This is a genomic window from uncultured Campylobacter sp. (genome assembly GCF_938039205.1).
GTDB lineage: Bacteria > Campylobacterota > Campylobacteria > Campylobacterales > Campylobacteraceae > Campylobacter_A.
Genome location: NZ_CALHVM010000059.1, coordinates 34,253 through 58,281 on the forward strand (window position 1 = coordinate 34,253; position 24,029 = coordinate 58,281).

Consider the following 24,029-nt stretch of genomic DNA (forward strand, 5'->3'; position numbering starts at 1 on the left):
CCTAATCTAAAACCGAGATATAAATTTTTATCTCATCGCTACCGTAAAACTCAAAGTCCGTTTCGTAGGCTCTTTTTAGCTTTGAGCTTTCAAAATATTTCCAAATTTCTCCCCAGAATTTTGCTACGTTTTGCGGCTCGTTTGGAAAGTTAAAAACGGCGTATTTGCCGCTTTTTATCTCTAAAATTTCGCCGCCAGGGCAAAGCGATTTCGTACCGATAAATAAATCATAAAGCCCGCTTACGACGTTTTCGTAACTACAATAAACGCCGTAAATTTCGCTTTTACCGTCATAAAACTCTTTTGTAAATTTAGCCCACAAGGTCGGGATTTTACCGTCGCCGTTTATCTCGTCGGCATTTTTAGTGCGAGTTTTTAGTCCGTAAATTTTAAAGCCCTCTATCTCTAAAATTTCCATGACTACTCCTTATCGCCTTTGAAATTTTCAACCGCTTTGTTCCACATGAGCTTGTATTTTCGCTTTAAAAACTCGACTTCGTCTTGCGAATTTTTTAGCTGCGACGTTAGCGTCTCGACCGTTTTTCTATCCTCGTCGTAAAGCTCTTGCATCGAGATTAGCGCCTCTTTTAAAAATTTATTTTCGTTGCGCAGGGTCTCTAGCGTCTCGTCTTTGGCATCAAGCACCTTTTCGTGTAAATTTAATATCGTGCCGATCGTCTTTTCCACGAAGCTAAAGCCATCCGCGCCGATCTGGGGCGCAGGTACGGCCACGACGCTAGGCACCACGCTCATCGTGCCTTGGCTAGCTTCTATGAGGATTTCGCCGCCTTCTTCTTTCGTATTTAGCACGCCGCGGTTTATCATCCCCTCGATCACCTCGCGCTCTAGGTGCACGAGCTTGCAAAATTCGTCTATGCTTAAGTATGTCTGCATCTTTGCTCCTTTAGGCGAGTAAAACTTCCACCTTCGCCGAGTCCTCTTCTACCTGCTTGGCTTTCGTCGCTCGGTCGGCTTTTAGCATTTCGTCTAGATTTTGGTCGTTTAGAGCCAAAATTTGCAGTGCCAGATAGGCTGCATTTACTGCGCCGGCCTTACCGATAGCCACGGTGCCCACAGGCATGCCGCCGGGCATCTGCACGGTCGAATAAAGCGCATCCACGCCGCTAAGCGCGGAGCCTGCCATCGGTATGCCGATCACCGGGCGAGTGGTGTTTGCCGCGATAGCGCCCGCTAAATGCGCCGCCATGCCGGCTGCCGCGATAAATACCTGCGCGCCCTTTTCCTCGGCCGCGGCGACGTATTCGCTCGTTCGCTTCGGGCTTCTGTGCGCGGAACTGATGATCAGCTCGTAAGGGACGTTAAATTTCTCAAGCGTTTTCGCTGCCTCGCTAACTACGTCGTAGTCGCTCTTGCTTCCCATTATTATAGATACGAATTTCATTTTATTTCCTCTCTTAAAAAGCTAAATTTAGGCAACTTCGCGCCCAAATTTACTTCGTTTTCGTTGCCGCTGTGGATTTCTGCTATTTCCTTGCCTTTTTTGGTTACGAGCTTTTTAAATTTGATAAATTTCTTGCCGTCACGAGCGAAAATTTGAGATATTTCGTTCTCGCACTCATCTATCTGGGCGCCCAGTGGAGCTACGATCTCGTACTCGTTGCCAGGAAAAATTTTATATTTGCATTTAAAAAACTCGCCGTCTAAAGTCATAGCGTTTACCTGATGGGTGCCCTCCTCTAGGCTGCTAGCGTGATTTTGCGTATCAGCCTTTTCAAACGGGCGATTTACCAGGTAGCCGTCGGTAAAACCGCGATTTTTTAGCGTATTTAGCTCGCTCGCGTAAATTTGCGCGTCAAATTTGCCGGCCGCTGCGTCATCTACGGCCATGCGGTAGGCTCTAGTCGCACAGGCGGTGTAGTATTCGCTTTTCGTGCGGCCTTCGATTTTTAGGCTATCGACCGCGCCGCTTTCGATGATATCCTTGATGTGTGCGGATAAATTTAAATCCTTCGAGTTCATCACGTGCGTGCCGCCTTCGTCCTCTTCCAGGCGAAACAGCGTTCCGCTTTCGGGATTTTTGGCGTAGAGTTCGTATTTAAACCTGCAGTCGTTGGCGCAGCTGCCGCGGTTTGATTGGCGGCCGCTTTGCACTGCGCTAACCAAACAGCGCCCCGAGTATGCAAAACACATCGAGCCGTGCACGAAAATTTCTATATCTAGCGTCGGGATTTGCTCTTTTATTTTTACGACATCTTTTAGGCTCATTTCGCGCGCTACGACGATGCGTTTCGCACCCATTTCGTGGTAGATTTTAGCGTCGAGCGCGTTCATGACGTTTGCCTGCGTCGAGAGGTGGATCTCGATGTCGGGCGCGATCTCTTTTGCCAGGCTCATGACGCCGGGAGTCGCGATGATAAAGGCATCTGGCTTCATTGCAGAAATCGTTTGCAAGTGGCGTTTTAGCGGCTCTATTTGCGAATTAAAAGGAAACGCGTTCACCGTCGCATAAAATTTCTTACCCTTTGCGTGTGTATATTCGATCGCTTCTTTAAAGCTTTCAAGGTTAAATTCGCGAGCCGAACGGGTGCGAAGCGAAAAGCTCGCCACCGATGCATAAACCGCGTCCGCGCCGTACTCTAGAGCTATTTTTAGCTTGGTTAAATTTCCCGCGGGAGATAAAAGCTCGGGCTTTTTCACTTTTTGCCCAAGCTTTCGATTAGAGCCTCGATATCGTCGTTACTGACGAGATTTTCGGTGTGCGTATCGCCCGCGATATGTACGGCCGAGGCTACGCGCTTCTCGTCGTCGATCTTGCCCTCAAACAGGCTGCTCATATACTTGCTAAGCGCGCGCATGACGTTAATTACGCGCTCGATCTTTTGACGGTGGATGTCTTGATACTGCATCATATCCATCGCCATCATTATCTCATCCTCGGCCATTCTGACGTTATCTAGCGTCATTTCGGCGGAGCTTTTTAGTGCGTTATTTTTTTCTAGCGCCTCGGAAAAAGCGGCGATATTTGGGAATTTTTCGTGTAGTTTGGTAAAAATTTCGATATTAGCCTCTATACCGCTGATAATCTCGCTAAGCCCGCTTTCGGCGTCCATAGAGAAGTTATTGATCGCGTCAAGTTTATCAAACATCTGCGTGGCTTTTTCCTCGCTGTCCTTCGTGACGTCGTCTAGCTGATGAACCATCTTGTGATCATCCGTCGGTGGAGGCGGAGGCCACGATATGTTTGAGGATGCTCTATAGTCGCCGTCAAATTTAACGCCATCATCTTTGCGCTCCGCTACTTCTTTATCGGCAGCATTTAGGTCTAAATTTTCATCTCCGCTAGCTTGCGCGTCGCTCTCGTCTGCAGCGACGACGTCATCCAGATCGCCCGCCATCAAGGCGTCAAGTTCTTCTTGCGTCATAAAAACTCCTATTTAAATTTGGGCTGATTATATAGAAAATTAACGAAATATAAGTTTAAAAACCCAAACTTTATCCTTAAATTTATTAAATTTTAGGTAGCATTTGCAAAATATTTAAGGACAAAAATGAGAGTCGATCTACACAACCACACGCCACTTTGCAAACACGCCGTAGACGAGCCCAGAGAGTATGTTTTAAGCGCGATAAATTCGGGCTGCGAGTATTTTGGTTTTAGCGATCACGCGCCGATGAAATTTGACGAAGCGTACCGCATGGAGTTTTCACAGATGGGGTTTTACGAGAGCGAGATTTTACGCCTCGGAGACGAATTTGACGAACAGATCAAAATCCTGCTCGGCTACGAAGTCGATTTTTTAGAGGGCTTTATCGACGAGCGGGTTTTAGCGCGCAAGGTTGATTACCTTATCGGTTCGGTGCATTTTTTAGGCGGCTGGGGCTTTGATAATCCCGAATTTATCGGCGAATATAAAAAGCGCGACATAGATCAAATTTGGCGGGATTATTTTTACTGTATCGAGAAAATGGCAAAATCGGGCAAATTTGACATCGTCGGGCATTTTGATTTGCTAAAAGTATTTAAATTTATGCCAAAAACCGACGTTAGACTCCTCGCCAAAGATGCGATCGACGCTATAAAAAAGGCAAATTTGACGGTAGAAATAAATGCCGCGGGCTTTAGAAAGCCCATAGGCGAGCAGTATCCGAGCGTAAATTTACTAGAAATGATCGCCGAAAAAGACATACCTATCACGTTTGGCTCGGACGCACACGCAAAAGATCAAGTCGGTCTAAACGGCGAAAAATGCGAGCAAATCGCTAGAAATTTGGGATTTGGCAAGTGCGCGATATTTAAAAACCGTGATAGAGAATTTCTAAAATTTTAGATCGGGTAGAAAAAATTATTTAAATTAATCTTAAAAGTAAAATTTTATGATAAAATTACGAAATCAATAAACACAGGAGCGAAAAATGGGAAAATTTGTAAAAAGCGTCGATCATTTTTTTGATTTTTGCAAAGAACACGAGGTTAAATTCGTGGATTTTAGATTTACCGATATGAACGGCGCTTGGCACAGCATATCTTATAACATAAAATTCGTAGAAAAAGATCATTTCGTAAACGGAATACCGATGGACGCGAGCTCGCTAGGAGGGTGGCAACCGATCGAAAGAAGCGACATGTTGATGTGTCCTGAGGCGACCAGCGCCTTTTTAGATCCTTTCACCGCTGACGTTACGGTCGTGGTTTTTGCCGATATTTACGACATTTACAAGGGTCAAATTTACGAAAAGTGCCCGCGCTCGATAGCCAAAAAAGCCATGGCCTACGTAAAAGAGAGCGGCATGGGCGACGTGGCGTATTTTGGGCCGGAAAATGAGTTTTTTATATTTGATAACGTAAAAATAGTAGACAGCCCAAACTGCGCGATGTTTGAAGTAGATAGCGAAGAAGGCGAGTGGAACGACGCTAGAGACTTTAAAGATAGCTACAACACCGGTCACCGCCCAAGAAGAAAAGGTGGCTATCTGATGACGCAACCGACCGATAGCATGGTCGATCTGCGTGCCGAGATGATGCAGGTTTTAGAACAAGTTGGCCTCGAAGTCATGCTAGGACACCACGAGGTCGCGCAAGGTCAAGGCGAGCTTGGCGTTAAATTTGGTACGCTTCTCGAGGCCGCCGACAACGTACAAATTTACAAATACGTCGTCAAAATGGTCGCTCACCTAAACGGAAAAACTGCGACGTTTATGCCAAAACCGCTCTACGGCGACAACGGCAGCGGCATGCACGTGCATCAGTCGGTGTGGAAAGACGGCAAAAACTTGTTCTACGGCGAGGGAAAATACGCAAATTTAAGTGATTTTGCGCGCTGGTACATCGGCGGAATCCTAAAGCACGCAAGGAGCGTAGCGGCCTTTACAAACCCGAGCACAAACAGCTACAAACGCCTAATCCCTGGCTTTGAAGCGCCTTCTATCCTAACGTATTCTAGCCAAAACCGCTCCGCCTCGATCCGTATCCCGTACGGCTCCGGAGAAAAATCAGTCCGCGCCGAAATGCGCTTCCCTGACGGAACTGCAAACCCGTATTTGGCCTTTTCAGCGATGCTCATGGCGGGACTTGACGGCGTAAAACACAAGATGGAGCCGGTCGGCCCGATGGATGAAAATTTATTTAAACTGCACCTAGATGAAATCCGCGAGCGCGGTATCGAGCAGCTCCCTCATACGTTAAGGGGTAGCCTAGAAGCATTGATTCGCGATAACGAATATCTGCACCCGATCATGACTCCAACGTTTATAAACGCGTATCAGCATTATAAATTCGAGAGTCAAGTGTGGCCGTACGAAGCGCGACCTACTCCGTATGAGTTTAAGACTTGCTTTTCTTGCTAAATTTAAGGGACGCTAAAATCCCTTTTTAGTTTTTCAGTCAAATTTGACCTTTTTAAATTTTGGGCCAAATTTGACTTTTTATGCGTTTTTGACGAACGTAAAATTTGTCAAAATAAATCAAATTTGAGGCCAAATTTGAAAAACAACGGCTTTTTGTCTTGACAAATCAGCCTTTTTTATATATAATCACGTTTCGTTTTTTGAAAAATGTCTTGTTAGCTCAGTCGGTAGAGCATTTCACTTTTAATGAAGGGGTCGCTGGTTCGAGTCCAGCACAGGACACCATTTTTTTACATAGACCCTTTCGTCTAGTGGCCCAGGACTCTACTCTCTCAGTGTAGCAACAGAGGTTCAAATCCTTTAAGGGTCGCCACGATTTAGTCTTTTTGGTCGCTTAGCTCAGTTGGTAGAGCGCCACCCTTACAAGGTGGATGTCATAAGTTCGAGTCTTATAGCGACCACCATTTTAGGTGCAGCGGTAGTTCAGATGGTTAGAATGCCGCCCTGTCACGGCGGAGGTCGCGGGTTCGAGCCCCGTCCGCTGCGCCATTTGTCTTGTTAGCTCAGTCGGTAGAGCATTTCACTTTTAATGAAGGGGTCGCTGGTTCGAGTCCAGCACAGGACACCATTTATTTTTTGTTAAATTTGGGTCGCTTAGCTCAGTTGGTAGAGCGCCACCCTTACAAGGTGGATGTCATAAGTTCGAGTCTTATAGCGACCACCATTTTAGGTGCAGCGGTAGTTCAGATGGTTAGAATGCCGCCCTGTCACGGCGGAGGTCGCGGGTTCGAGCCCCGTCCGCTGCGCCATTTGCCTCGTTAGCTCAGTTGGTAGAGCATATCACTCTTAATGATGGGGTCGTAGGTTCGAGCCCTACACGGGGCACCACGATTTATTTTATTATTGTTGGCCCTTTCGTCTAGCGGTTAGGACACCAGCCTCTCACGTTGGTAACACGAGTTCGATTCTCGTAAGGGTCACCAATCCACTTTTTAAAATCCCATAACTTTCTTTACGAATGCGTTCCTAGGCCGCTTTGCTACAAAAAGAAACAATGCTCACGAATGCGATTTTTATCGAATTCATGTAAAAAAACTTCCTAAGAAGCTTACCCGCTATTTTTGCGGTAAGCTTTTTTCCTTGACTCTGATTTTGATTCTGGCTAGCATGTCCCCATATCAACAGACGAAAAGGAAAAACATGCGAGAACGAAAAGAACAAAAATTAACTTCTACGCCTAAATTTCGCATTGACCCCGATTTAGCAATTCGGGAATATAAATTACCCGCGGGGAAAAAAGAAACTCGCCCCGTGGTCGATAAAAGCGGTTTGGCCTTAAAAATAAAACTAGACCCAAAAACCGGCATAGTCCGTAAAGACTATTATTTTGCCAAAGGCGGTGATATAAAAGAAAAGCTAGGCGACGCCTATAAGCTCACGTTCCGACAAGCCCTCGCGATGGTCGCGGAGGTTAAAAACGTGACTATCTATCTGACGAAAAACTTTCTAAAAATACTCTTGAAGCCGTGTTTTTAGATTATATGAAAAATAGCTGCAAGGGCTGGAAATCTGCAACAATCGCAAAAAAGAAAAAATTTATAAGTATCTCTCGCATTTAGGAAAAACCGATATTCGCCGAATAAAATTCGAACAACTAAGAGCTATATGCGATAACGTATATAACGATGAAAAATATTTGCTTTTGCGAGCTCTTTGTGTAGATATTCGAGCAATTTTAGATTATGCCCTAGACACGAACGTTTTAAAAATTGACCCCCTAAACGGTCGTCGGCTGTTAAAAATCTATAAGCGCCCTAAGAGTAGCGGCTTCGGCTACTTGAAAGACGAGCAAGATTTAAAATTTTTAATTTCCTACATTCAAAATTATAGGCATTCTAGGAGTGTAAAGAACGCCCTTATTTTCGGGCTTTGCACCGCATTACGAGCCAAAAATGTTAGGTTTTTAAGTGTCAAAAACCTCAAGAAAGACAATAATGGCGAGTATTTTCTTGATTTTGCCGCCGACGAAATGAAAATCTCTAGCAACGGCGATGAATTGTTGGGGTTTCCGCGGAAACTTGGTTTTTGGCTGGAGAGCTTGGGCGCCGCCGATCTGTATTTTCCGACTTCCACGGGGAAACCTTTTTCAGACGCCGCATTTTCGAAGGGTTTGGAAAACTTTGCCCCGTTGAATCCGAGAGGTAAGATTGTATTCCACAGTTTTAGAAAGATTCTCTCGACATTTGTAAATCAGAACGTCGAAAACGGGCTTAACAACTATGACGTCGAGCGTGCATTAAGTCACCATGTTAAGGGTGTCTCGGGCGTATATGACAAATCTGGCGCTATTGGTGCTAGTCGTAAGGTCTTTACCTGGTGGTTGTCGTATCTTGAAACGTTGGGGTTAAAATTATGAGAATAAAAAAAGGGGGGGGACAGAGAACACTTAAGAAAAACGTTAAGGTCTCTGATTGCTGTAATTATACGCACCTTTGGCTTAAAAACGCCTGAAATGAGTGCAAAATGAGTAATTTTCGCTCTGTTTTCGACTCTAAATTTAATCCTCGCGAGCTTCACCTCGATAAAAAACTACTCAAACGAGAAACAAAGGAAACCTCAAGCGGTCGAGATATCGAAATAGCTTTATGGGATATTTCAAAAGATTTTCAAAATCTCGGCTTTACCGCTCTCGGCGTGACCTTGACACTCGACAATACGGGCATTCATCGCAACGGCACATCTGGCCGCATACCTAACGCAAAAGCCGCAAAAGAGCTAGAGCGAAAACTAAACGAGCTCGTCAAAAAGCTACTCTCGACGATCCCCGTTTGGTGCGCTTGGGTTTTTGAGCGGCACCGAAACGGGAGCCCGCATATTCACGCTTTGCTTTTCGTTCCAATGCGCGATTTAGTTCAAGCTATCCAAAAATGCAAAGCCGTATATAACGAGGACGCTGTGCGTATAAACGTTTTAAGTCCCTCTTACATTTTCAAAAATGAAAAGTGGGAATGGGCTCTAGTCGAAAAAAGAGGACGACTTTCTTGCAGCTAGCTGCTCGCGCTTGCTTGCTCGCACTGCTCTCGAAATCAATGAGCGAGAGAATAAATTAACTCGCCGTAACGTTGCCGTCGTTCGTGACGTTCAAAAAACGAAAGAATTGCATAGCGTATTTAACGCAAAGCTTCGCAAAAAATACCCTAGCGCCGATTTAATTTTAAGTAATTTATTCGGCGAGCTTTGGCGACACTGGAAATTTACTCATTGCCGCACGCGTCAAGAAAAGCTAGAGGATGAAGCTTTAGGCGTAACGAAACCTAAAAGGCTCATTGAGCGAGAATACGAAGGCGAGCCTAAACCTTTCGAAGTCGACAAATACGTAATAATGCAGCCTAGTCTCGGGGTTTTCGGTCGTGACCCGCATTGCCGATTAAAAACCGAATCCAACGACGACTTGCAACAGCTCGATGTAACTCTTTGGTGCCGTGATAACATCGAACGTTATCATGTGAATCTAAAGCAAGTTTACTTAAGCCCTCGTCAAATCAAAAATCTAAAGCTTTGGGGCAAAAAGTGCAAAAACAAAAATGATTTGGTGACGCTTTGCCACACGCTTTTTAGTGGTAAAAAGGTCGGTGGTAAAGACCCCTTGCGAATGCTAGATTTCGCCCCGCAAAACCTTAGCGAATACGACCGCGAATTAATAACCGCTCGCTACGATATCCGCTCTCGGTTTGGCTATGTCGTTCCGTTACTAAAAAAAGAACAACCTCTTGATCCTGATATTCAGGAATTGCTAGCATTGCTTGAAAACTTTGCCTACGAAAACAATAGACCTGCTACTGTTGTAGACCGCGTAAATTTTGAAGTATGTTGCACTTGATTTTTAGCCAATTTCCGACATGATCTTTTTATAATTAAATCAAAAAAAAGGAGTCCATTATGGAAAATTTTCAAAAACCTAACCCAATCCCAAATGTTGCTCTAGTGCAAGCGAGCCAAAATCAAAAACCGCAAGAGCAAAAACCTGCAGAACAAAAAGAGAAAAAAGAGCTTAGTCCGCGCGCGAAATTAATCAAAGACCTAAATGCTCTTGTCACAAAGCTCAAAAGCATCGACAAGCGCGAAACTAAGGCGAAAAACGCTTTGGAAGCTGCTAAAAACGCTGTGGCTAAAATCGAAGAAGAACGTGCTGAGGTTGAGGCTCTCGCGAAAAAGTTCGAGCTCTCGAACTCTACCACCGCGTAAACCCCCCCCCTTGCGGGCGAACGTTTAGCTATGCCCTTGTGGTATAGCTGACTAGTGAGCTCACTAATCAGCAGGCTGAACGTTCGTTTTTTAAAGGGGCGCAAGACCCCTTTAAAAAAATAATACAAGTATACCCAAAGGAAGTTTAAAAAATGGACAACAACGCTAAATCTTGCTTTCATATCGACCCCATGAAAGAGTTCGCATATTGGCACGATTTCCGGCAAGGTCTTCAAGCTAGCAACGTGCAAGGCGAAAAGTCCCGAGATAATGAATATTCTTGTACGTTTTCGGAAGCTCGGGCTAGGGCTAAGCGAATGAAAGACGAAGCTGACGCTGCGTATCGGGCGCGGACGGGAAGGCGACCGAGTTATAACTCTGAGTCTATATACTGGGAGGCAACGGTGAATTTGCGAGGCTTTCATTCTAAAGAGGATATCGAAAAGGTTGTGCAAATCCTCGAGAAGCGACTCGGTTATCGCACTGTTTTTTGGACGCGCCATAGGGATGAAGGGCACGAGGCAACCGAGGATGAAATTGAGGAGCTACGGGAATCGGGGAAAATCGATCCGCACTCGCTGGAGCATAAAATTTTCATAAACAACGATCACGTTCATATCGCTATGTTTTCTCTGGATGACAATGGAAATAGTTTGCATAGACTCAATTACGGAAACCAAACCTCATAAGTCAAATTCAAACGGAAATCGCGCAAGCCCTCGGCATGGAGCGCGGCCTTAGCAATAAAATCACGAAACGTACTCACTTGACCCCTCGTCAATATCGGCAAGCAATGAGCTTGCGAGAGCCTTTGTAGGTCAAGCTTGGAGAAGTCAAAAAAGATTTGGCTGAGGCAAAAAAACAAATAAAAGCGCTAGAGGAACAACTCAAGACTGCAAACAAGCAAGTCCGCGCCGAACTCAAAGAACAAGGGGGCGGACGCGAGGATTATTCTGTGCTTGAGACCGAAAATAAACGGCTTAAGAACGAGCTTGACGAGCTAAAAAAAGCGCCTGATATCAGTCACATTGAGGATTTTAAAAAATCTTTCGAGGATAAGATTAAGGAGTTTATGAAACACTCAAAGATTAAAGAAATTGCTGAACAGACTTTAAACAATGAGGCAATCTTAAAACCTGTAACCTTTGGCGGCTATTCTAAGGAAAGCGTATCTGCTTATGTTTTGGGATCCGTAGCTCGCTATAATGCCGCGAATAAAACTCTAGAAAAAGCACAGACATTCATACATGAACTTGCCGTTAAAAAAGAAATTAGCACGAAGGCGCAATTAGCAGCTTTGCGCGAAAATAAGACTTTGGGCGGTTTTCTTGGGGCTACTGCTAGCAAAATGGATGTCGATGTCGCTGTGCTAAAGCGCGAAAAAGCGGGGCTAACCGATACTATCGACAAATTGCGAAAACAGAACGAATTACTGCAAAAGACTTTAAAGGATACTGTAGGGCTTGTCAAACAAAAAGATATCGAAATCGAGACCCTCAAAAAGTCGAATCAAGAGGGTTTGACTAAAAACGACAATAGTTTTTACTTCGGTCAAGCCTCTATGCTCTCCGAGCTTGTGCGCTCTGGACGGCTATACGTCGAACCGAAAGGGTACCCTTTAGTCGATAGTTTAGATGATTATTTAAAGGGCGGATATTCTGCGGATTATTTCGAGGGAATAAAAAGCGGATTGCTGAGTTACACTCCTGCTGTCCATACTCCAAAAAACGATCTGACTTACACTCGATGATCCTCTTTGCCCCTCGGTAAATAGGGGCTTTGCTCGCTTTTTTTGGCGTTTCTTAATAGTATTATATATTTAAATTTAAGCGAACCGAGAATCTAAAAGCGTCAATCATAAAAAATAACTCAAGCAAAAGCAAAGCAACACAAAAGGCACGGTGGCGGCTGTTTTTTTGTTTTGTCTAGCTTCGCGGTGAATGCGAACGGCTTTTATGAGTGTCAAGGGTTAAATTTTACGTGGCGAGCTTCGAGCCCGTAAAATTAACCTGCTTTGCCCTTGACGCCATAAAAACGGCTCGCTACAATTTTAGCGATAAAAGCGAAAATGCAGAGCGAGAAAAAATAGGCTCTATGCGCGCCGTTAGCTGTTCGCGGCGTGCATTAGCTTATTTTTTCGATACGAGCCAAAGCGAGTATCAAGCGCCCGCCCGTGCCGTCTCATTTGCTCTGAAAAACAAAGTTGTATTTTTTAACGCTTCGCCGATCAGCTCGAAGCACTCACTGATACGGCTACGCTTGACCGAAGTATGGATTAGCATTTTTTTTGTAGCTAATTTGCAAAAAATAAAATTTTGTGCTATGATGCGTTACATAGGGACATAGAATATAGAACTAAGAAAAAAATTTAAGGTTTGTATCCTTAAACGTTTAACTTACGTTTAAAAAACTACTACAAAAACCTCATATTTTTCTTAAGCTTTGTATCAAAACCTTGAGTTTTTAGGGGAAAACTTAAACTCTCGGGAAGTTTTTAAAAAAAGTTTCCTGGCTTGTTGCATAATGCCTAGTTTATGGGCTTTAAAAAGCGTTGTTGGTTCTCGTAAGGGTCACCAATCCACTTTTAAATTTATTAGTTCACTTTTAAAATTGTCTTATACAAAAAACATATTTAAATATGAGTTCATATTAATACATCTCTAGTTTTTACAAAAAGCCATAACCGCAAGCATTTAGTTTTGTACCGATTCCACCAAATAATATGCAGACAAAGCTATATAGTAATCAAAATACTACACACTTGCAGGGTTTTAATCAGGCCAAAAATGCTCCAAAAATAATCTTCAAATTTCATTTTAATCAATTTTTTGAAAATTACAAAATCTTTATAGCACAGTCTTTTTACCGATTTTATTTCAAATTTAAAAATAAACAGAGAAATACTCAGGCAAGTAGCTAAATTTGCCATCCCAAAGGCAAATTTAGCTAAATCCCTAGTCTATCCTTTGCCGCCTGCGTGATTTCCTCTTCATAGTCGTAGTATTCAAACGTCGCACCATGCTGAAACGCGCCGTTTAGGATGTCGCCACTTTGGCGATTTTTTAGGTCTATCTCGGCGATCTTAAAGCCGTCCAGCGTCTGGCAAAACTCCCTCAAACGCGACGGCGGATTTTTAAGCTTTGTAAACAAAAAACAAAATCCGCTCCCGCCGTTTCGCCCTACGCGCCCGCGCAGCTGATGCAGGCTCGCTAGTCCTAGCCTCTCCGCACCAACGATTACGATCGTGCTAAGCCGCGGCAGCGAGATGCCGACCTCAACAACCGTCGTCGAGAGTAGCATGTCTCCGCGCTCGCGAAATTCGCGCAACACCTGCTCTTTTTCTTTGTCCTTGCCGTGCGTGACGTAGACATTTGTAAAATTTGCCCGCCAAAATCCCTGCGCTTCCTCTAGCCCCTGATAGTTCGAGTTTTCGCTACTCTCAACCAGCGGGTAGATCACGGCGACTTGCTTGCCTTTGGCGATTTGTGCCTTGATGTGCGTTAGCAGCTCGCCAAAGTCCGCACTTTGTAAAATTTGCGTGTGTATGTGTTTTTCAAAAGGCATCTGCCGCAGGAAACTAAACTCCGCGAAGCTACTTTGTATCATGCTTAGCGTGCGTGGGATCGGCGTTGCTGAAAACTGCACGACGTGAGCCCTAGTTTTATCCGCCTTTTTTGCCTGCCGATTTTCGGGCGCGATTTCAGTTAAATTTGACCGCTCACCGCCCTCAAATTTAACCTCAAATTCGTCGTCAGCTTCGTCAAGCTGCGGGTCTCGCCCAAGCTCCCCGCTAGCTAGAGCGTTGATTTTCTCGCGCTGATTTGAACCGAAACGGTGCTGCTCGTCTATCATCACCAAAGGCACGGCAGGTAAGCTTTGATACAGCAAAACGTGCGTGCCAATAATGAGATTTACGCCGTCAAATTCGGGTTTATCGCCGCTTTTAACTAGCAAAACTCGCATAAAATCAGGCAACAAACGCGCCGCCTCTGCGTAAATTTGCTCGGCCAGTATCGACGTGGGCGCCATGATGAGCGCAGGGCCGGGATAGACGCTAAGCGCGGCGGCTAGCATAACAAGCGTCTTGCCGCTGCCCACGTCGCCCATCACGACGCGTCGCACCGCCTCCTCGCCGCTAAGGTCCGCGCGCAGATCAGAGATAGCGTTTAGCTGGTCGGAAGTCGGCGCAAACGGCAAATTTTTAAGCCACGAAGAAATATCAAAAAGCTTGACTTTAGGCGCCTTAAAGTGAGTTTTTTTAGCGTTTAGCTTTTTTAGGTAGTTGTAAATTTCGACGAATTTTAGCACCTCTTCGCCCGCTTTTTCCCGCACGAGAGCATCTAGTATCGCGACGCTTTTTTCGTCTCCCTTGTGCAGATCTAGCAAGAACTCAGCCTCCCTGGGCGTGAGTCCCGCCTCGATCAAATTGGGCAAATTTACGTATTTTTGGATCAAATTTTTAAACGAATCATCTCTGAGAGAGAGCTTGTATTTGGGTATGATTTCGTTTATTTTCGTGACGATTTTTGGATTTGTTAGCTGCCACGAGCCGTAGGTGTAGGCGCATTTGCCGCTTACAAATACGCTTTTGCCGACTTTAAAAGCGCCGTGATGCCAAGGCTTGGCATTAAAAATCACGATCTTTACGCTTTGCTCCCACGCCTCGCACCAGCATACGGCGTGTAGCATTCCGCCTTGGCGATACGCACTTTTTATCTCTACGGCGACGCTCACGTGCCCGTCTTTTGGTGCGGCGGCTAGGCTCGTATCTTCAAAGCTTTTAGGAAGCTTTAGCGCTAGGTCGAGCAGGGTGGTTACGCCGATTTTTTTTAGATTTATTCTGTCTTTTTCATCAAATTTCATTGTAAAGCACGGCAAAACTGAGCTTTTCTATCTCTGCATGCTCCGCGATAAACGCGTTTAGCTCAGCAAGCTTTAGCTTCGAGATTTTTTCTAGATCGTCTTTAAAATTTCCTAACTTAAAGCCGTTATAAAAGTCGCTCTGAGCGATGTTTAAGCGGTTAAAAAGCGTCTCCTGGCGTAGCGGCTGCGAGCCTAGCAAAAATCTTTTAGCCTGCGCTAGCTCGCCGGCTTTCACGCCGTTTTTGACGAATTTTGAAAATTCGTCTTTCACGACCGCGACCGCCTCGCTCCTGCTTTCGTTTTTGGTTTGCAGGTAGCCCCAAATTTGCGAGTGGCTCAGTGCAAATTCGCTCCTAGCATACGCCGAATACGCCAGCCCGCGCTTCACGCGGATCTCCTCCATCAGCCTACTGCCAAAGCCACCCTCGCCCAAAATAAACGTCGCAACCTTGGCCTTATACCGCTCCTCGCGGGAAACGTCAAAAGGCGCACCAAAGTAGATATAGGCTTGCTCGCTAGGCTTGATTATGGACTTTTGGCCGCATTTTTCATCTGTTTTTAGTAGCTTTAGCTCGCGCGACTCGCCCTGCTTTAGCGAGCTTAAAATTTCGTCCAAATTTAGCTCCTCTGGCGTCACTTCGCCGCCCAGCACTACAAATAAATTTGCCAAATCAAGCTTGCTAGAGATGAAGTTTTTAACGTCCTCTAGCGTTATACTCTCCACGCTTTGCTTCGTGCCGATGCTTGGCCTTGCTAGATTCGTACCAGGATACAGCAGCCCGTTTAGCGCGACTCTAGCCAGATAGTCGTAGTCGCTCTCGTTGCCAGAAATTTCGCCCAGCGTCAGAGTTCGCACCTTTTCAAAGCTTTTTTGGCTTAAATTAGGCTCCTCTAAAAGCTCTTTTAGCTTGGCAAGCGCAAAAGAAAAGTGCTCCTTTAGGCAGTTTAGCTCAAACGCAAAGGTCTCAAATCCCGCGCTCGCGTAAAGGCTAATCGCGCGCGTTTCAAGCTCTTTGGCAAAGCCCGCCGCGCCCTTGCTTAGCGTACCTTCGTCGAAAATTTTAGCGACGAATTTAGCTAGTCCCGCCTTGTCCTCTACGCAAGCTCCGGCAACCTTGAAAATAAGCTTTAGGCTCACCGCGGGCAGGGTTTTGCTCGCCTCGTAAACGGCTGGGATTTGTAAATTTGCGGCTTTTAAATTTATGATTTTCATCAATAAAACCTTTCTAAAATATCATAATTGGTATTGCGTTTGGCGGGTTTTTCGCCGATGTCTTTGATGAGGCGTATCATCTCGTCTTGATTCATGCGGTAGCTAGCGCCAGCGGCCTTGACGACGTTTTCCTCCATCATCGTGCTGCCTAGGTCGTTTGCGCCAAACAGCAACGCGAGCTGCCCGATGTAGCTGCCCTGCGTGACCCAACTGCTTTGGATATTCGGTACGTTGTCTAAAAACAGCCTAGAGACCGCAAGCAGGCGCAAATAGCGATTCGAGCTTTGCTTTTTGATCTCGGGATGCTCGGCGGCTAGGCGCGTGTTTAGCCCTTGAAAGCTCCACAGTATAAACGCTCTAAAGCCGCCCGTAACGTCTTGCAAGCTCCTAATATGCCCCCAGTGCTCCACGATCTCGCGCGTGGTTTCTACGGTGCCAAACATCATCGTAGCAGTCGTCTTTAGCCCCTCCTCGTGCGCCTCGCGGTGGATGCGTAGCCAGGTCTCTACGTCGCATTTTTTAGGCGCGATCACGTCGCGGACGCGGTCGCTGAGTATCTCGGCGCCGGCTCCGGGCATCGAGTAGAGTCCTTTTTCTCGCAGACGGCGCAGCGCCTCTCTCGTGCTGATACGCGAAATCCTAGCGATATAGTCGATCTCGACCGCGGAAAATCCGTGAATCGTGATGCTTGGGTATTTTTTAGCGATAAACTCCACGAGATCCTCGTACCACTCGATTTTTAGTTTCGGATGTACGCCGCCTTGAAATAAAATTTGCGTCCCGCCGATAGCGATGAGCTCCTCGATTTTTTGCCCGATCTCGTCAAAGCTAAGAACGTAGGCGTCCTCGTCCTTATGATCGCGGTAAAACGCGCAAAATTTACAGTCCACCCAGCACGCGTTCGTGTAGTTGATGTTTCTATCTACGATAAAGGTCGTGACGCCCTGGGGATGCAGCTCGCGCTTGCGCGCTAGAGCCATCGCTCCAAGCTCGTTTAGCTCGGCGTTTTCTATCAAATTTACCGCCTCGTCCACGCTTAGTCTATTCAAATTTTTCCTTTAAATTTTTTACGCGAGTTTAGCGAAAAACGCTTTTATCTTTGATAAATTCGCGTTTTTTAACTTCTTGCGGATATCATTTTGCGCCTCGACGCAAAGGAAAAGAAATGATTTTAAAATCCGCAAAAGACGCTCTCGAGCTAAAATTTAGCCTTTTGTCGCTAGCTGCGACGCTCCGCACCGTCACAGATGCTCGATCGCATAAAACCTAGAGTCAAATTTGCAACGGCTTTTTAAATTTAGCCCTATTTATAAAGCTTAAATTTGATAAAATCCCGAGACATTTTATCAAAGGAGAAAAGATGAAAAATTTAGTTTTAGCTGTGATTTTGGCGCTAGTTTTTGCAGGCTGTGCGGCAAATAAACCAGCTCCTGCCCAGCAAAACGCGCAAGAGTATCGCCACGCTACGCAGATAAAAGATGCAAGCTACCCGCATCACGGCATGGCAAACGCTAGCTGCGCACAGGCTCACGGCGGGATAAAAGAGTGCCCTCATCACGGAAATCACGGAGCAGACAAAGGTCTTGGCTGTAGCGGCGACTGCGCCAAATCAAAACCATGCCCAAAATGCGACGCGAAAGCGCACGGGTGCGCGCAAGATAAAGGCTGCGCCCATCACGGCAAAAGCAGCGCAAGCGACAAAGCGCACGCCTGCCCTCATCACAAACACTAAAATTTAATGCGATCAAGGTCAAATTTGATCGCACTTCCCATCAAATTTACGCCAGCTAACAACATCAAAATCAAGTTAAATTTCATAACAAAGTAATTAAAAGTCGGTTTTAGTCTCGTTGTCTAAAATTTTAAGCAAGCTAGGCATCCTAAACTCGCCGCTCATCCCCTTTACTAGCAGCGCCGCTTCGTACGTCCATACAGATCGCGCTAACAAAAAGCGGCCTCTTGCTGTCGCCTCTGCAAATTTCTCTTACGAGCTTACAGCTGCCTTTAAAAGGTGATTTGGCTACGCCCACGATCTGCACTCTAAGCATTCGTATAAATGCTCGCCCAGACCGTATCCGCCCTCGTCGTCAAGATAAACGAAACCGTCTATCACGATGAGCGAGATATCCCGCACGTCCAAATCCTGCAAAAGCGAGACGATGCACGGCAGCTCTCTTTTATAAAAACTTCCGCTCTCATACGGCGCTACGTCGTCCACTACTTTCTAGATGATTTTGAGCGGCTTTTCGTCGCTAAAGTTTTCAAACAAAACCCTACGACTTTAGCCTTACTTCCCGCATAATACGCATCTATGGCAAGTTTCATCGATATCTTTTAAATTTGAGCGAAGCAAAAAGGCGGCTTAGATTAAAGCATTAAGCCGCCCTAAAAAGTCAAATTTAATCTCGCTCTAAAACGACTTTATTCCCCTTCGTGCCAAGCACGCGCACCTTCGAGCCCTCGGCTAAATTTCCGTCGTAGCGCCATAAAGTGCCTTTAAAATAAACCATACCCTCTCTGATCTCGCCCTCGCCGCTCTCGTTTAAAAAGTCGTCTTTGACTTCGCTTTCGTGTTGGTTAAATTTGGCCTTTAACGGCTTTCTAAGCGCAAAAAGTAGAACTAACGAGGTGGTAGCGATGAGTAAAATTTGATACTCCCAAGCGATATCGACGAAAAATCCAAGCACTCCGACCGCTAAAAATCCAAGCCCGAAAAATAGCACGAAAAAGCTACCGAGCATAAACTCGAGCATGATTAGCCCAATGCCCGCAGCCAGCATCAAGTACGCAGGTATCATTTCGCCGCCCTAGCGCCTAAAAAGTCCTTTAAAACGCTTAGTGAGCCAATAAGCTCGGTCGCTTCGTAAGGGACTAAAATTTTATCTTTCGAGCCGTTTTTGGCTAGCTCGTTAAAGGCTCCTACGCGGTCGCGCGCGAGCAGGAACTCGGCGGCTTTTGCGTTTTGCGCCATGCTTTCGTTTATCATATCCATCGCCTCTTTTTGAGCCGTGGCTAGCGCGATTTGCTCGTATTTTTTCGCATCGGCCATACGCTCGATGGCTTCGGCTTGCAATACTTTTTCTTGCTTTAACGCCTCGGCGTTGCGGATGAGCGCCTCTTTTTCAGCCTGCGCTTTTAGCTCGATCGCACGTTTTTCTCGCTCGGCTTTCATTTGTAGATTCATCGCTTCTTCGATGCCTTGAGGCACGGAGATCTCGGAGATCTCGACGCGCATGATCTTTACGCCCCAGTTATCGGCGGCGTCTCCGAGCGCTCTTTGCAATGCGGAGTTTAGGCGGTCGCGCGAGCTAAGCGTGTCATCGAGGTTCATAGCGCCTATCTCGCCGCGCAGCGTCGTCATGGCTAAATTTGCGATCGCGCGCTTGTAGCTATCGACGTTATACAGAGCCATTTTGCCATCCACGACCTTTAAAAACACGATGCCGTCGACGCTGATGTTTACGTTATCTTTTGTGATGACTTGCTGTTTCGTGATATCTACTAGCTGCTCTCTCACGGTGATCACGGCGCGGATCTGATCGACAAAAGGGATGATGATATGAAAACCGCCGTCAAGCACCTTGTGAAATTTACCCAAACGCTCGACGATGTAGATATCAGACTGCGAGATGATTTTAATACCGGCTTTTAAAAACAAGACTGCAAAGGCCAGCACAACCACGGCAAATACGATAAACGGGATGCTCTCTTCCATGACTACTCCTTAAAATATTTTTCATCATTTTAGCCGCTTTTTGCTAAAAAATCGCCATTTTAGCGGAAATTTTTTAGTATAATTAGCCAAAATTTTAAGGATAAATCATGAAAAATATTTTATTTTTAGCCGCGGCTGCGATGATATTTGCAGGCTGTGCGGCAAGCGGCGGCACAAGCACGGTAAATAGCAAAAAATGCGGCAGCACGGAGGTTTTTGAAACGTGCGGCGCCGAGATAGATAAGGAAAATTTGATCGGAGTTTATGAGGCTAAGGTGTTTTGCGACGGTTGTAGCGAAAACTCAAAAAGTACGCTAACACTCAACGCGGACGGCACGTTTAAAATCGACACCGTTTATCAAAAAAAGATCGCGCAAAGAGAGATGCAAAATGGCAAATACGAGATATCAGGCAACACCCTAAACGCGACGAATCAGTACCGCGAAAAGCTAAATTTCGAGATTAACGGCGATACGCTTCGCCAGATAGGCAACCAAAACAGCTTTATCAAAGAAAATTTCGCCCAGGAGCGCATCTACAAAAAGCTAGAAGCAAACTAAGCGGCAAATTTAGCGCTCAAATTTAACCCAAAGCCCAAAATGAGTAAATTTATCGACCTACTAAAAACCCAGCCCGTTTTCGCGCGCCTCTCGCTCATACAGCTGATTTGTTATTTTGGCGTTTGGTTCTCGCACACGGGCATTTTTACGCTGCTTATCGAGCTTGACGCGCCAGTTTGGGCGATCACGGCCGCAGCTGCGCTAGCTTTCGTGCCGGGAGTTCTACTATCGCCTTTTAGCGGTATCGTGGTGGATAAATTTAGCCCCAAACCAATGCTAATAGCGCTCACGGTCGTGGAGATGGCGACGGTTTTTATGCTCGTTTTTATCAACAAGCTCTCCTTGATGTGGCTACTATTTGTGATAATATTTATCAGAGTCGGAGCCGGAGGAACGTATTTTCAGGTCGAGATGAGCTTGTTTCCCAAAATTTTAAACAAAGACGAGATAAAAACCGCAAACGAGATCCACTCGCTCATCTGGGCGTTTTCATACACCGCGGGCATGGGGCTAGCGGGCATTTATATCCATTTTTTCGGGATAAAAAGCGCCTTTTTGCTAGACTGCGGTCTTTACGCAGTAGCGCTCATAGTCCTACTTAAAACAGATATCGCCGTGCGAGCCAAAAAAGGCGGCGAAAAAGTCCGCGAGATGCTAAAAAACGGCCTAAAATACGTAAAACAAAATCCCCTCATCGCGCACCTCATCATGCTACACGCGGTTGTAGGTGTTACCAGCTATGACGCGCTCGTGGCTTTGCTAGCCGACTACCCGTACGCGGGTCTGCTCTCGGCATCTCTCATCATCGGCTACATCAACGCCTGCCGCGCCGTCGCCCTTATCGTCGGCCCGCTCGTGCTTAGCAAATTCGTCTCAAACGCCAACCTAGTCTATATCTACGTCGGGCACGGGCTTGGCGTCATCGCGTGGAGCGCACTACAGTTTAACTTCTATATCGGATTTATCGGGATTTTCTGCGCGGGATTTTTCACATCGACGCTTTGGAGCTACACCTATACGCTCATCCAGCAAAAGTGCGATCCGGCGTTTTACGGCCGTATAATAGCCTATAACGATATGGTTTATCTGGGCGTCGCGGCGGTGATCTCTAGCGGCATAGGACTTCTTTTTGAGCTAGGACTCAGCCTCTCACTGATCACGGCTCTAATAGGCTGTATGTTTTTTGCGGGAGCGATTTATTGGCTCTTCGTGCGTAAAATTTACAGAGACGAGCTAGCGTAAATTTGCTTTGCGGCGCTGGTTTGGCAAGTGGCAAATTTAATCAAATTTGACCAAATAAATTTGCCGCCCGCGTCAAAAATGCAGCCGTCTCGTCACGTCAAATTTATCAATCAAATTTAACGGCAATTTACCCCGCTCAGGCTTTAGCGTAATAAGTCGTTCCATTTGAAATATGCTTTTTATAAAGCGTCGTAAACGGCACCAGATCGGCGTGTCCTACGTAGAGCCTACCGTGATCGCTCAAAATTTTATGAAAGCGCTCGACCGTTTTTAGCTTAAATTCCTCGTTAAAATAAATCATCATATTTCGCGAGAAAATAATGTCGAATTTACCGAGTTTAAATATCGCGTCGTCAAAGATATTTGCCACGCTAAACTCGCATCTAGGCAGCATCTCGCGCTTGATTTCGTACTTATCGTCGCGTTTTGTAAAGTATATATTTTTTTGATTGTCGTTTAAGCGGTGCAGTGAGCGCTCGTTATAAACGCCCTTTTTACAGCTATCAATAGCCTCGGAGTTTATGTCTATACCCACGATGCTGACGCGATTTACGTCGAGCAAATTTGAGTGCGCTAGCATACCTAGCGAGTACGCCTCATCGCCCGTCGAGCACGGTGCGCACAGTATCCGTACGCTATCAAGCTCCTCTCTGGCGTAGTAGATCGCGGCTTGTAGCTGCGGCAACTCTCTGTAAAAATAAGTCTCGTTAGTGGTGATCAAATTTACGATTTCTTGCCTCATAAAGCGGTCTACGAGGACTTTTGAGCTTAGAGCTTCAAAGCTTGGGATGCGGTTTGCTTGGCAGAAATTTATTAGGCGCTGTTTTATCATGTCCTTTTTGGACTCCAGATCCACGCCGCACATATTTTTGATGACTTCGACGAATTTATTTAGCCCCGCCGCATCGCTAGGAGCGGGCGTCAAATTTGCATTTTCAACCATGTAAAAACCTTTCTAATTCCGCTCTTATACCGCCGATGGGTAGCGACTTTAAATTTGCATTGATTTCTTTCGCGCGTTTTGGCATGCCGTAGACGATCGCGCTCTCCTCGTTTTCGGCGACGCATTTGGCGCCGGCTTTGTATAGCTCGTTTAGTCCGCGCGCGCCGTCGTCGCCGATGCCAGTTAGCAGTATAGCCATGACGTCGGCAAATTTACAAGCCTGAACGCCCGAGTGAAAAAGCACGTCCACGTTGGGGTTATACGTGGTCTCTTTCATAGGCGAGCACATGCCCGCCATTAGGGGGCTAGCGGAGATTATCTCGGAGTTTTTTTCGCAGATATATATCGCGCTTTTTAGCTGCGTGGGTGCCCCTAGCATCACCACCTCCGCCGCGCACTCCTTGTCAAACTGCGAGATAAAACTAGGGATAAACGCTAAACTCATATGCTGCGCGATAACGACGCTAGCACCGTTTAGATCAAGCCCCTTAAAAAGCCTTTTTAAATGTCCCGGACCGCCTGTCGAGGCGCCGACTAAGACCAATTTTTGTTTCAAATTTATTCCGTTTTTTGAGTTAATTTTACGGCTATTTTATCTTTATTTATATTAAATTTAGCTATAAGGCAAAAATACATAAAATAATGCAAATAATTTTACGATAACTAGACGCTACGATGAAATGTGGGTGAGATTTTGACGATTCCAGAAATGGCGCGAAATTGGTTAAATTTTACCGAGACATCGGCGGTCTAGGTCGCGGCTTTTATACAGAACATATATGCTCAAATTTAGCTCGCTTTCATTTTATGCGCGCCTTGCTGTGCTTGTACTCAAATTTGACCGCACGAAACGCATTTTATCGCTTTTGCTTTATTTGCTACGTTTAGCTACAAACTTTCCGTCAAATTTTACTTTATGATTGACGGTTTTATCTTTTTTAGATGAGGCTCTTTTTTATCGTGAGTTACCGCTTTTTCTAGCGCGTGTTTCGGATAGTTTGCGCTTTTTGACGCGTTACCGCTAGCAAAAATCAGAGCCGAAAATAAGATCAACAAAGGCAAGGCTAAAATCACTATTATTCCGACCGTCTTTTTCATTTAAATTTCCTAGTTCGCGCTCAAATTTGCGCTTGAAGACAACCTGCTCTCGCTTCTACTTTGCCGTAGGCGCCCTATTTTTTATTCGTCATTTGATATAAAAAGCTAAAGATTTCGGCGACTGCTTTATAGAGATTTGGCGGGACTTCCTCGTTTAGATCGACCTTGCTTAGAACCTCGATTAGATCGGCGTCCTCTTTGATCGGTATATCGTGAGATTTGGCTAGATTTATGATATTTTTCGCCACTTCGCCAGAGCCAGTCGCTAGCACCTTTGGAGCGTTATCCTTTTGACGGTTGTAGCCAAGAGCCACGGCCTTTTTAGTTTTTTGTAATTTCGCCAAA

The 24,029-nt window shown here is 45.7% G+C and carries 27 protein-coding genes and 9 tRNA genes; 21 read left to right on the forward strand and 15 right to left on the reverse strand.

Annotated elements, in window-relative coordinates; genetic code table 11:
- Position 1 precedes the first annotated feature (1 nt).
- From Q0394_RS09900 to Q0394_RS09920, 5 genes are read right to left on the reverse strand one after another with little or no spacing between them, the layout of a single operon-like run.
- Positions 2 to 418, reverse strand: a complete 417-nt coding sequence (locus Q0394_RS09900) for an effector binding domain-containing protein (protein ID WP_298947320.1) — start codon at positions 416 to 418, stop codon at positions 2 to 4.
- A 2-nt stretch (positions 419 to 420) separates the two neighbouring features.
- Positions 421 to 894, reverse strand: coding sequence for a DUF3972 domain-containing protein (locus Q0394_RS09905; RefSeq protein WP_009494133.1), 474 nt, complete (start codon positions 892 to 894; stop codon positions 421 to 423).
- A 10-nt stretch (positions 895 to 904) separates the two neighbouring features.
- Positions 905 to 1,402 (reverse strand): 5-(carboxyamino)imidazole ribonucleotide mutase, encoded by a 498-nt coding sequence (gene purE, locus Q0394_RS09910; protein WP_298947323.1) that lies wholly within the window; start codon positions 1,400 to 1,402, stop codon positions 905 to 907.
- Complete coding sequence (locus Q0394_RS09915) at positions 1,399 to 2,658, reverse strand: peptidase U32 family protein (protein WP_298947325.1); 1,260 nt, start codon at positions 2,656 to 2,658, stop codon at positions 1,399 to 1,401. The genes purE and Q0394_RS09915 overlap by 4 nt, the downstream gene beginning before the upstream one ends.
- A complete protein-coding gene (locus Q0394_RS09920) occupies positions 2,655 to 3,383 on the reverse strand; it encodes a chemotaxis protein (RefSeq protein ID WP_298947327.1) in 729 nt (242 codons plus the stop codon). The genes Q0394_RS09915 and Q0394_RS09920 overlap by 4 nt, the downstream gene beginning before the upstream one ends.
- Positions 3,384 to 3,509: 126 nt before the next feature.
- Here Q0394_RS09920 and Q0394_RS09925 point away from each other — a divergent pair, with 126 nt between their 5' ends.
- The 18 genes from Q0394_RS09925 (at position 3,510) to Q0394_RS10010 (ending at position 11,800) form a co-directional block, all read left to right on the forward strand.
- Positions 3,510 to 4,289: a histidinol-phosphatase gene (locus Q0394_RS09925; RefSeq protein WP_298947329.1), complete on the forward strand. Its 780-nt coding sequence runs from the start codon at positions 3,510 to 3,512 to the stop codon at positions 4,287 to 4,289.
- A gap of 85 nt (positions 4,290 to 4,374) precedes the next feature.
- Complete coding sequence (gene glnA / locus Q0394_RS09930) at positions 4,375 to 5,805, forward strand: type I glutamate--ammonia ligase (protein WP_122874147.1); 1,431 nt, start codon at positions 4,375 to 4,377, stop codon at positions 5,803 to 5,805.
- Positions 5,806 to 6,014: 209 nt separating this feature from the next.
- Positions 6,015 to 6,090 (forward strand) — tRNA-Lys (locus tag Q0394_RS09935).
- Between the two features lie 12 nt (positions 6,091 to 6,102).
- A tRNA-Glu gene (locus tag Q0394_RS09940) sits at positions 6,103 to 6,178 on the forward strand.
- Positions 6,179 to 6,193: 15 nt separating this feature from the next.
- Positions 6,194 to 6,269 (forward strand) — tRNA-Val (locus Q0394_RS09945).
- An 8-nt stretch (positions 6,270 to 6,277) separates the two neighbouring features.
- Positions 6,278 to 6,354: transfer RNA gene (locus tag Q0394_RS09950), tRNA-Asp, on the forward strand.
- Between the two features lie 3 nt (positions 6,355 to 6,357).
- Positions 6,358 to 6,433: transfer RNA gene (locus Q0394_RS09955), tRNA-Lys, on the forward strand.
- 20 nt (positions 6,434 to 6,453) lie between these two features.
- Positions 6,454 to 6,529 (forward strand) — tRNA-Val (locus Q0394_RS09960).
- A gap of 8 nt (positions 6,530 to 6,537) precedes the next feature.
- Positions 6,538 to 6,614: transfer RNA gene (locus Q0394_RS09965), tRNA-Asp, on the forward strand.
- Positions 6,615 to 6,617: 3 nt separating this feature from the next.
- Positions 6,618 to 6,693 (forward strand) — tRNA-Lys (locus tag Q0394_RS09970).
- 20 nt (positions 6,694 to 6,713) lie between these two features.
- A tRNA-Glu gene (locus Q0394_RS09975) sits at positions 6,714 to 6,788 on the forward strand.
- A 157-nt stretch (positions 6,789 to 6,945) separates the two neighbouring features.
- On the forward strand, positions 6,946 to 7,341 hold the full coding sequence (locus Q0394_RS09980) for a hypothetical protein (RefSeq protein ID WP_298947331.1): 396 nt from the start codon (positions 6,946 to 6,948) through the stop codon (positions 7,339 to 7,341).
- Between the two features lie 301 nt (positions 7,342 to 7,642).
- Complete coding sequence (locus Q0394_RS09985) at positions 7,643 to 8,221, forward strand: hypothetical protein (RefSeq protein ID WP_298947333.1); 579 nt, start codon at positions 7,643 to 7,645, stop codon at positions 8,219 to 8,221.
- Between the two features lie 107 nt (positions 8,222 to 8,328).
- Positions 8,329 to 8,856 (forward strand): hypothetical protein, encoded by a 528-nt coding sequence (locus Q0394_RS09990; RefSeq protein WP_298947335.1) that lies wholly within the window; start codon positions 8,329 to 8,331, stop codon positions 8,854 to 8,856.
- A 10-nt stretch (positions 8,857 to 8,866) separates the two neighbouring features.
- The gene (locus Q0394_RS09995; RefSeq protein ID WP_298947337.1) at positions 8,867 to 9,685 is read left to right on the forward strand and encodes a hypothetical protein; all 819 of its coding nucleotides are present in this window, start codon (positions 8,867 to 8,869) and stop codon (positions 9,683 to 9,685) included.
- Between the two features lie 59 nt (positions 9,686 to 9,744).
- Complete coding sequence (locus Q0394_RS10000; RefSeq protein ID WP_298947339.1) at positions 9,745 to 10,050, forward strand: hypothetical protein; 306 nt, start codon at positions 9,745 to 9,747, stop codon at positions 10,048 to 10,050.
- A 152-nt stretch (positions 10,051 to 10,202) separates the two neighbouring features.
- Positions 10,203 to 10,739: a hypothetical protein gene (locus Q0394_RS10005; RefSeq protein WP_298947341.1), complete on the forward strand. Its 537-nt coding sequence runs from the start codon at positions 10,203 to 10,205 to the stop codon at positions 10,737 to 10,739.
- Between the two features lie 155 nt (positions 10,740 to 10,894).
- Complete coding sequence (locus Q0394_RS10010) at positions 10,895 to 11,800, forward strand: hypothetical protein (protein ID WP_298947343.1); 906 nt, start codon at positions 10,895 to 10,897, stop codon at positions 11,798 to 11,800.
- A 1,196-nt stretch (positions 11,801 to 12,996) separates the two neighbouring features.
- On the opposite strand, the gene Q0394_RS10015 is transcribed toward Q0394_RS10010, so the two are convergent.
- Genes Q0394_RS10015 through Q0394_RS10025 form a run of 3 tightly spaced genes read right to left on the reverse strand, consistent with a single transcriptional unit; the run spans position 12,997 to position 17,175 of the window.
- The gene (locus tag Q0394_RS10015) at positions 12,997 to 14,913 is read right to left on the reverse strand and encodes a DEAD/DEAH box helicase (RefSeq protein ID WP_298947512.1); all 1,917 of its coding nucleotides are present in this window, start codon (positions 14,911 to 14,913) and stop codon (positions 12,997 to 12,999) included.
- The gene (locus Q0394_RS10020; RefSeq protein WP_298947345.1) at positions 14,903 to 16,126 is read right to left on the reverse strand and encodes a pitrilysin family protein; all 1,224 of its coding nucleotides are present in this window, start codon (positions 16,124 to 16,126) and stop codon (positions 14,903 to 14,905) included. Before Q0394_RS10020 ends, Q0394_RS10015 begins: the two co-directional genes overlap by 11 nt.
- A complete protein-coding gene (locus Q0394_RS10025) occupies positions 16,126 to 17,175 on the reverse strand; it encodes a dehypoxanthine futalosine cyclase (RefSeq protein ID WP_298947347.1) in 1,050 nt (349 codons plus the stop codon). Before Q0394_RS10025 ends, Q0394_RS10020 begins: the two co-directional genes overlap by 1 nt.
- Before the next feature lie 311 nt (positions 17,176 to 17,486).
- On the opposite strand from Q0394_RS10025, the gene Q0394_RS10030 reads away from it, so the two are divergent.
- Positions 17,487 to 17,858 (forward strand): hypothetical protein, encoded by a 372-nt coding sequence (locus Q0394_RS10030; protein WP_298947350.1) that lies wholly within the window; start codon positions 17,487 to 17,489, stop codon positions 17,856 to 17,858.
- 288 nt (positions 17,859 to 18,146) lie between these two features.
- Here Q0394_RS10030 and Q0394_RS10035 read toward each other — a convergent pair whose 3' ends face one another.
- The 3 genes from Q0394_RS10035 to Q0394_RS10045 form a co-directional block, all read right to left on the reverse strand.
- Complete coding sequence (locus Q0394_RS10035; protein WP_298947352.1) at positions 18,147 to 18,344, reverse strand: hypothetical protein; 198 nt, start codon at positions 18,342 to 18,344, stop codon at positions 18,147 to 18,149.
- Positions 18,345 to 18,525: 181 nt separating this feature from the next.
- Positions 18,526 to 18,924, reverse strand: coding sequence for an NfeD family protein (locus Q0394_RS10040; protein WP_298947354.1), 399 nt, complete (start codon positions 18,922 to 18,924; stop codon positions 18,526 to 18,528).
- Complete coding sequence (locus Q0394_RS10045; RefSeq protein ID WP_298947356.1) at positions 18,921 to 19,841, reverse strand: SPFH domain-containing protein; 921 nt, start codon at positions 19,839 to 19,841, stop codon at positions 18,921 to 18,923. The genes Q0394_RS10040 and Q0394_RS10045 overlap by 4 nt, the downstream gene beginning before the upstream one ends.
- Positions 19,842 to 19,948: 107 nt before the next feature.
- Between Q0394_RS10045 and Q0394_RS10050 the strand changes: the two genes are divergently transcribed.
- Positions 19,949 to 20,401: a copper resistance protein NlpE N-terminal domain-containing protein gene (locus Q0394_RS10050; RefSeq protein ID WP_298947358.1), complete on the forward strand. Its 453-nt coding sequence runs from the start codon at positions 19,949 to 19,951 to the stop codon at positions 20,399 to 20,401.
- 39 nt (positions 20,402 to 20,440) lie between these two features.
- Complete coding sequence (locus Q0394_RS10055) at positions 20,441 to 21,643, forward strand: MFS transporter (protein ID WP_298947360.1); 1,203 nt, start codon at positions 20,441 to 20,443, stop codon at positions 21,641 to 21,643.
- 136 nt (positions 21,644 to 21,779) lie between these two features.
- Here the strand turns inward: Q0394_RS10055 and Q0394_RS10060 are convergent, their stop codons facing one another.
- The 4 genes from Q0394_RS10060 to Q0394_RS10075 form a co-directional block, all read right to left on the reverse strand.
- A complete protein-coding gene (locus Q0394_RS10060) occupies positions 21,780 to 22,586 on the reverse strand; it encodes a protein-glutamate O-methyltransferase CheR (RefSeq protein ID WP_298947362.1) in 807 nt (268 codons plus the stop codon).
- The gene (locus Q0394_RS10065) at positions 22,579 to 23,142 is read right to left on the reverse strand and encodes a CheB methylesterase domain-containing protein (protein ID WP_298947364.1); all 564 of its coding nucleotides are present in this window, start codon (positions 23,140 to 23,142) and stop codon (positions 22,579 to 22,581) included. Before Q0394_RS10065 ends, Q0394_RS10060 begins: the two co-directional genes overlap by 8 nt.
- A gap of 353 nt (positions 23,143 to 23,495) precedes the next feature.
- Positions 23,496 to 23,684 carry a hypothetical protein gene (locus Q0394_RS10070; protein WP_298055420.1) on the reverse strand — a complete coding sequence of 63 codons (189 nt, stop codon included), beginning with the start codon at positions 23,682 to 23,684 and terminating at the stop codon, positions 23,496 to 23,498.
- A 74-nt stretch (positions 23,685 to 23,758) separates the two neighbouring features.
- Positions 23,759 to 24,028, reverse strand: a complete 270-nt coding sequence (locus Q0394_RS10075) for a FlhB-like flagellar biosynthesis protein (RefSeq protein WP_298947366.1) — start codon at positions 24,026 to 24,028, stop codon at positions 23,759 to 23,761.
- Position 24,029: the final 1 nt, after the last annotated feature.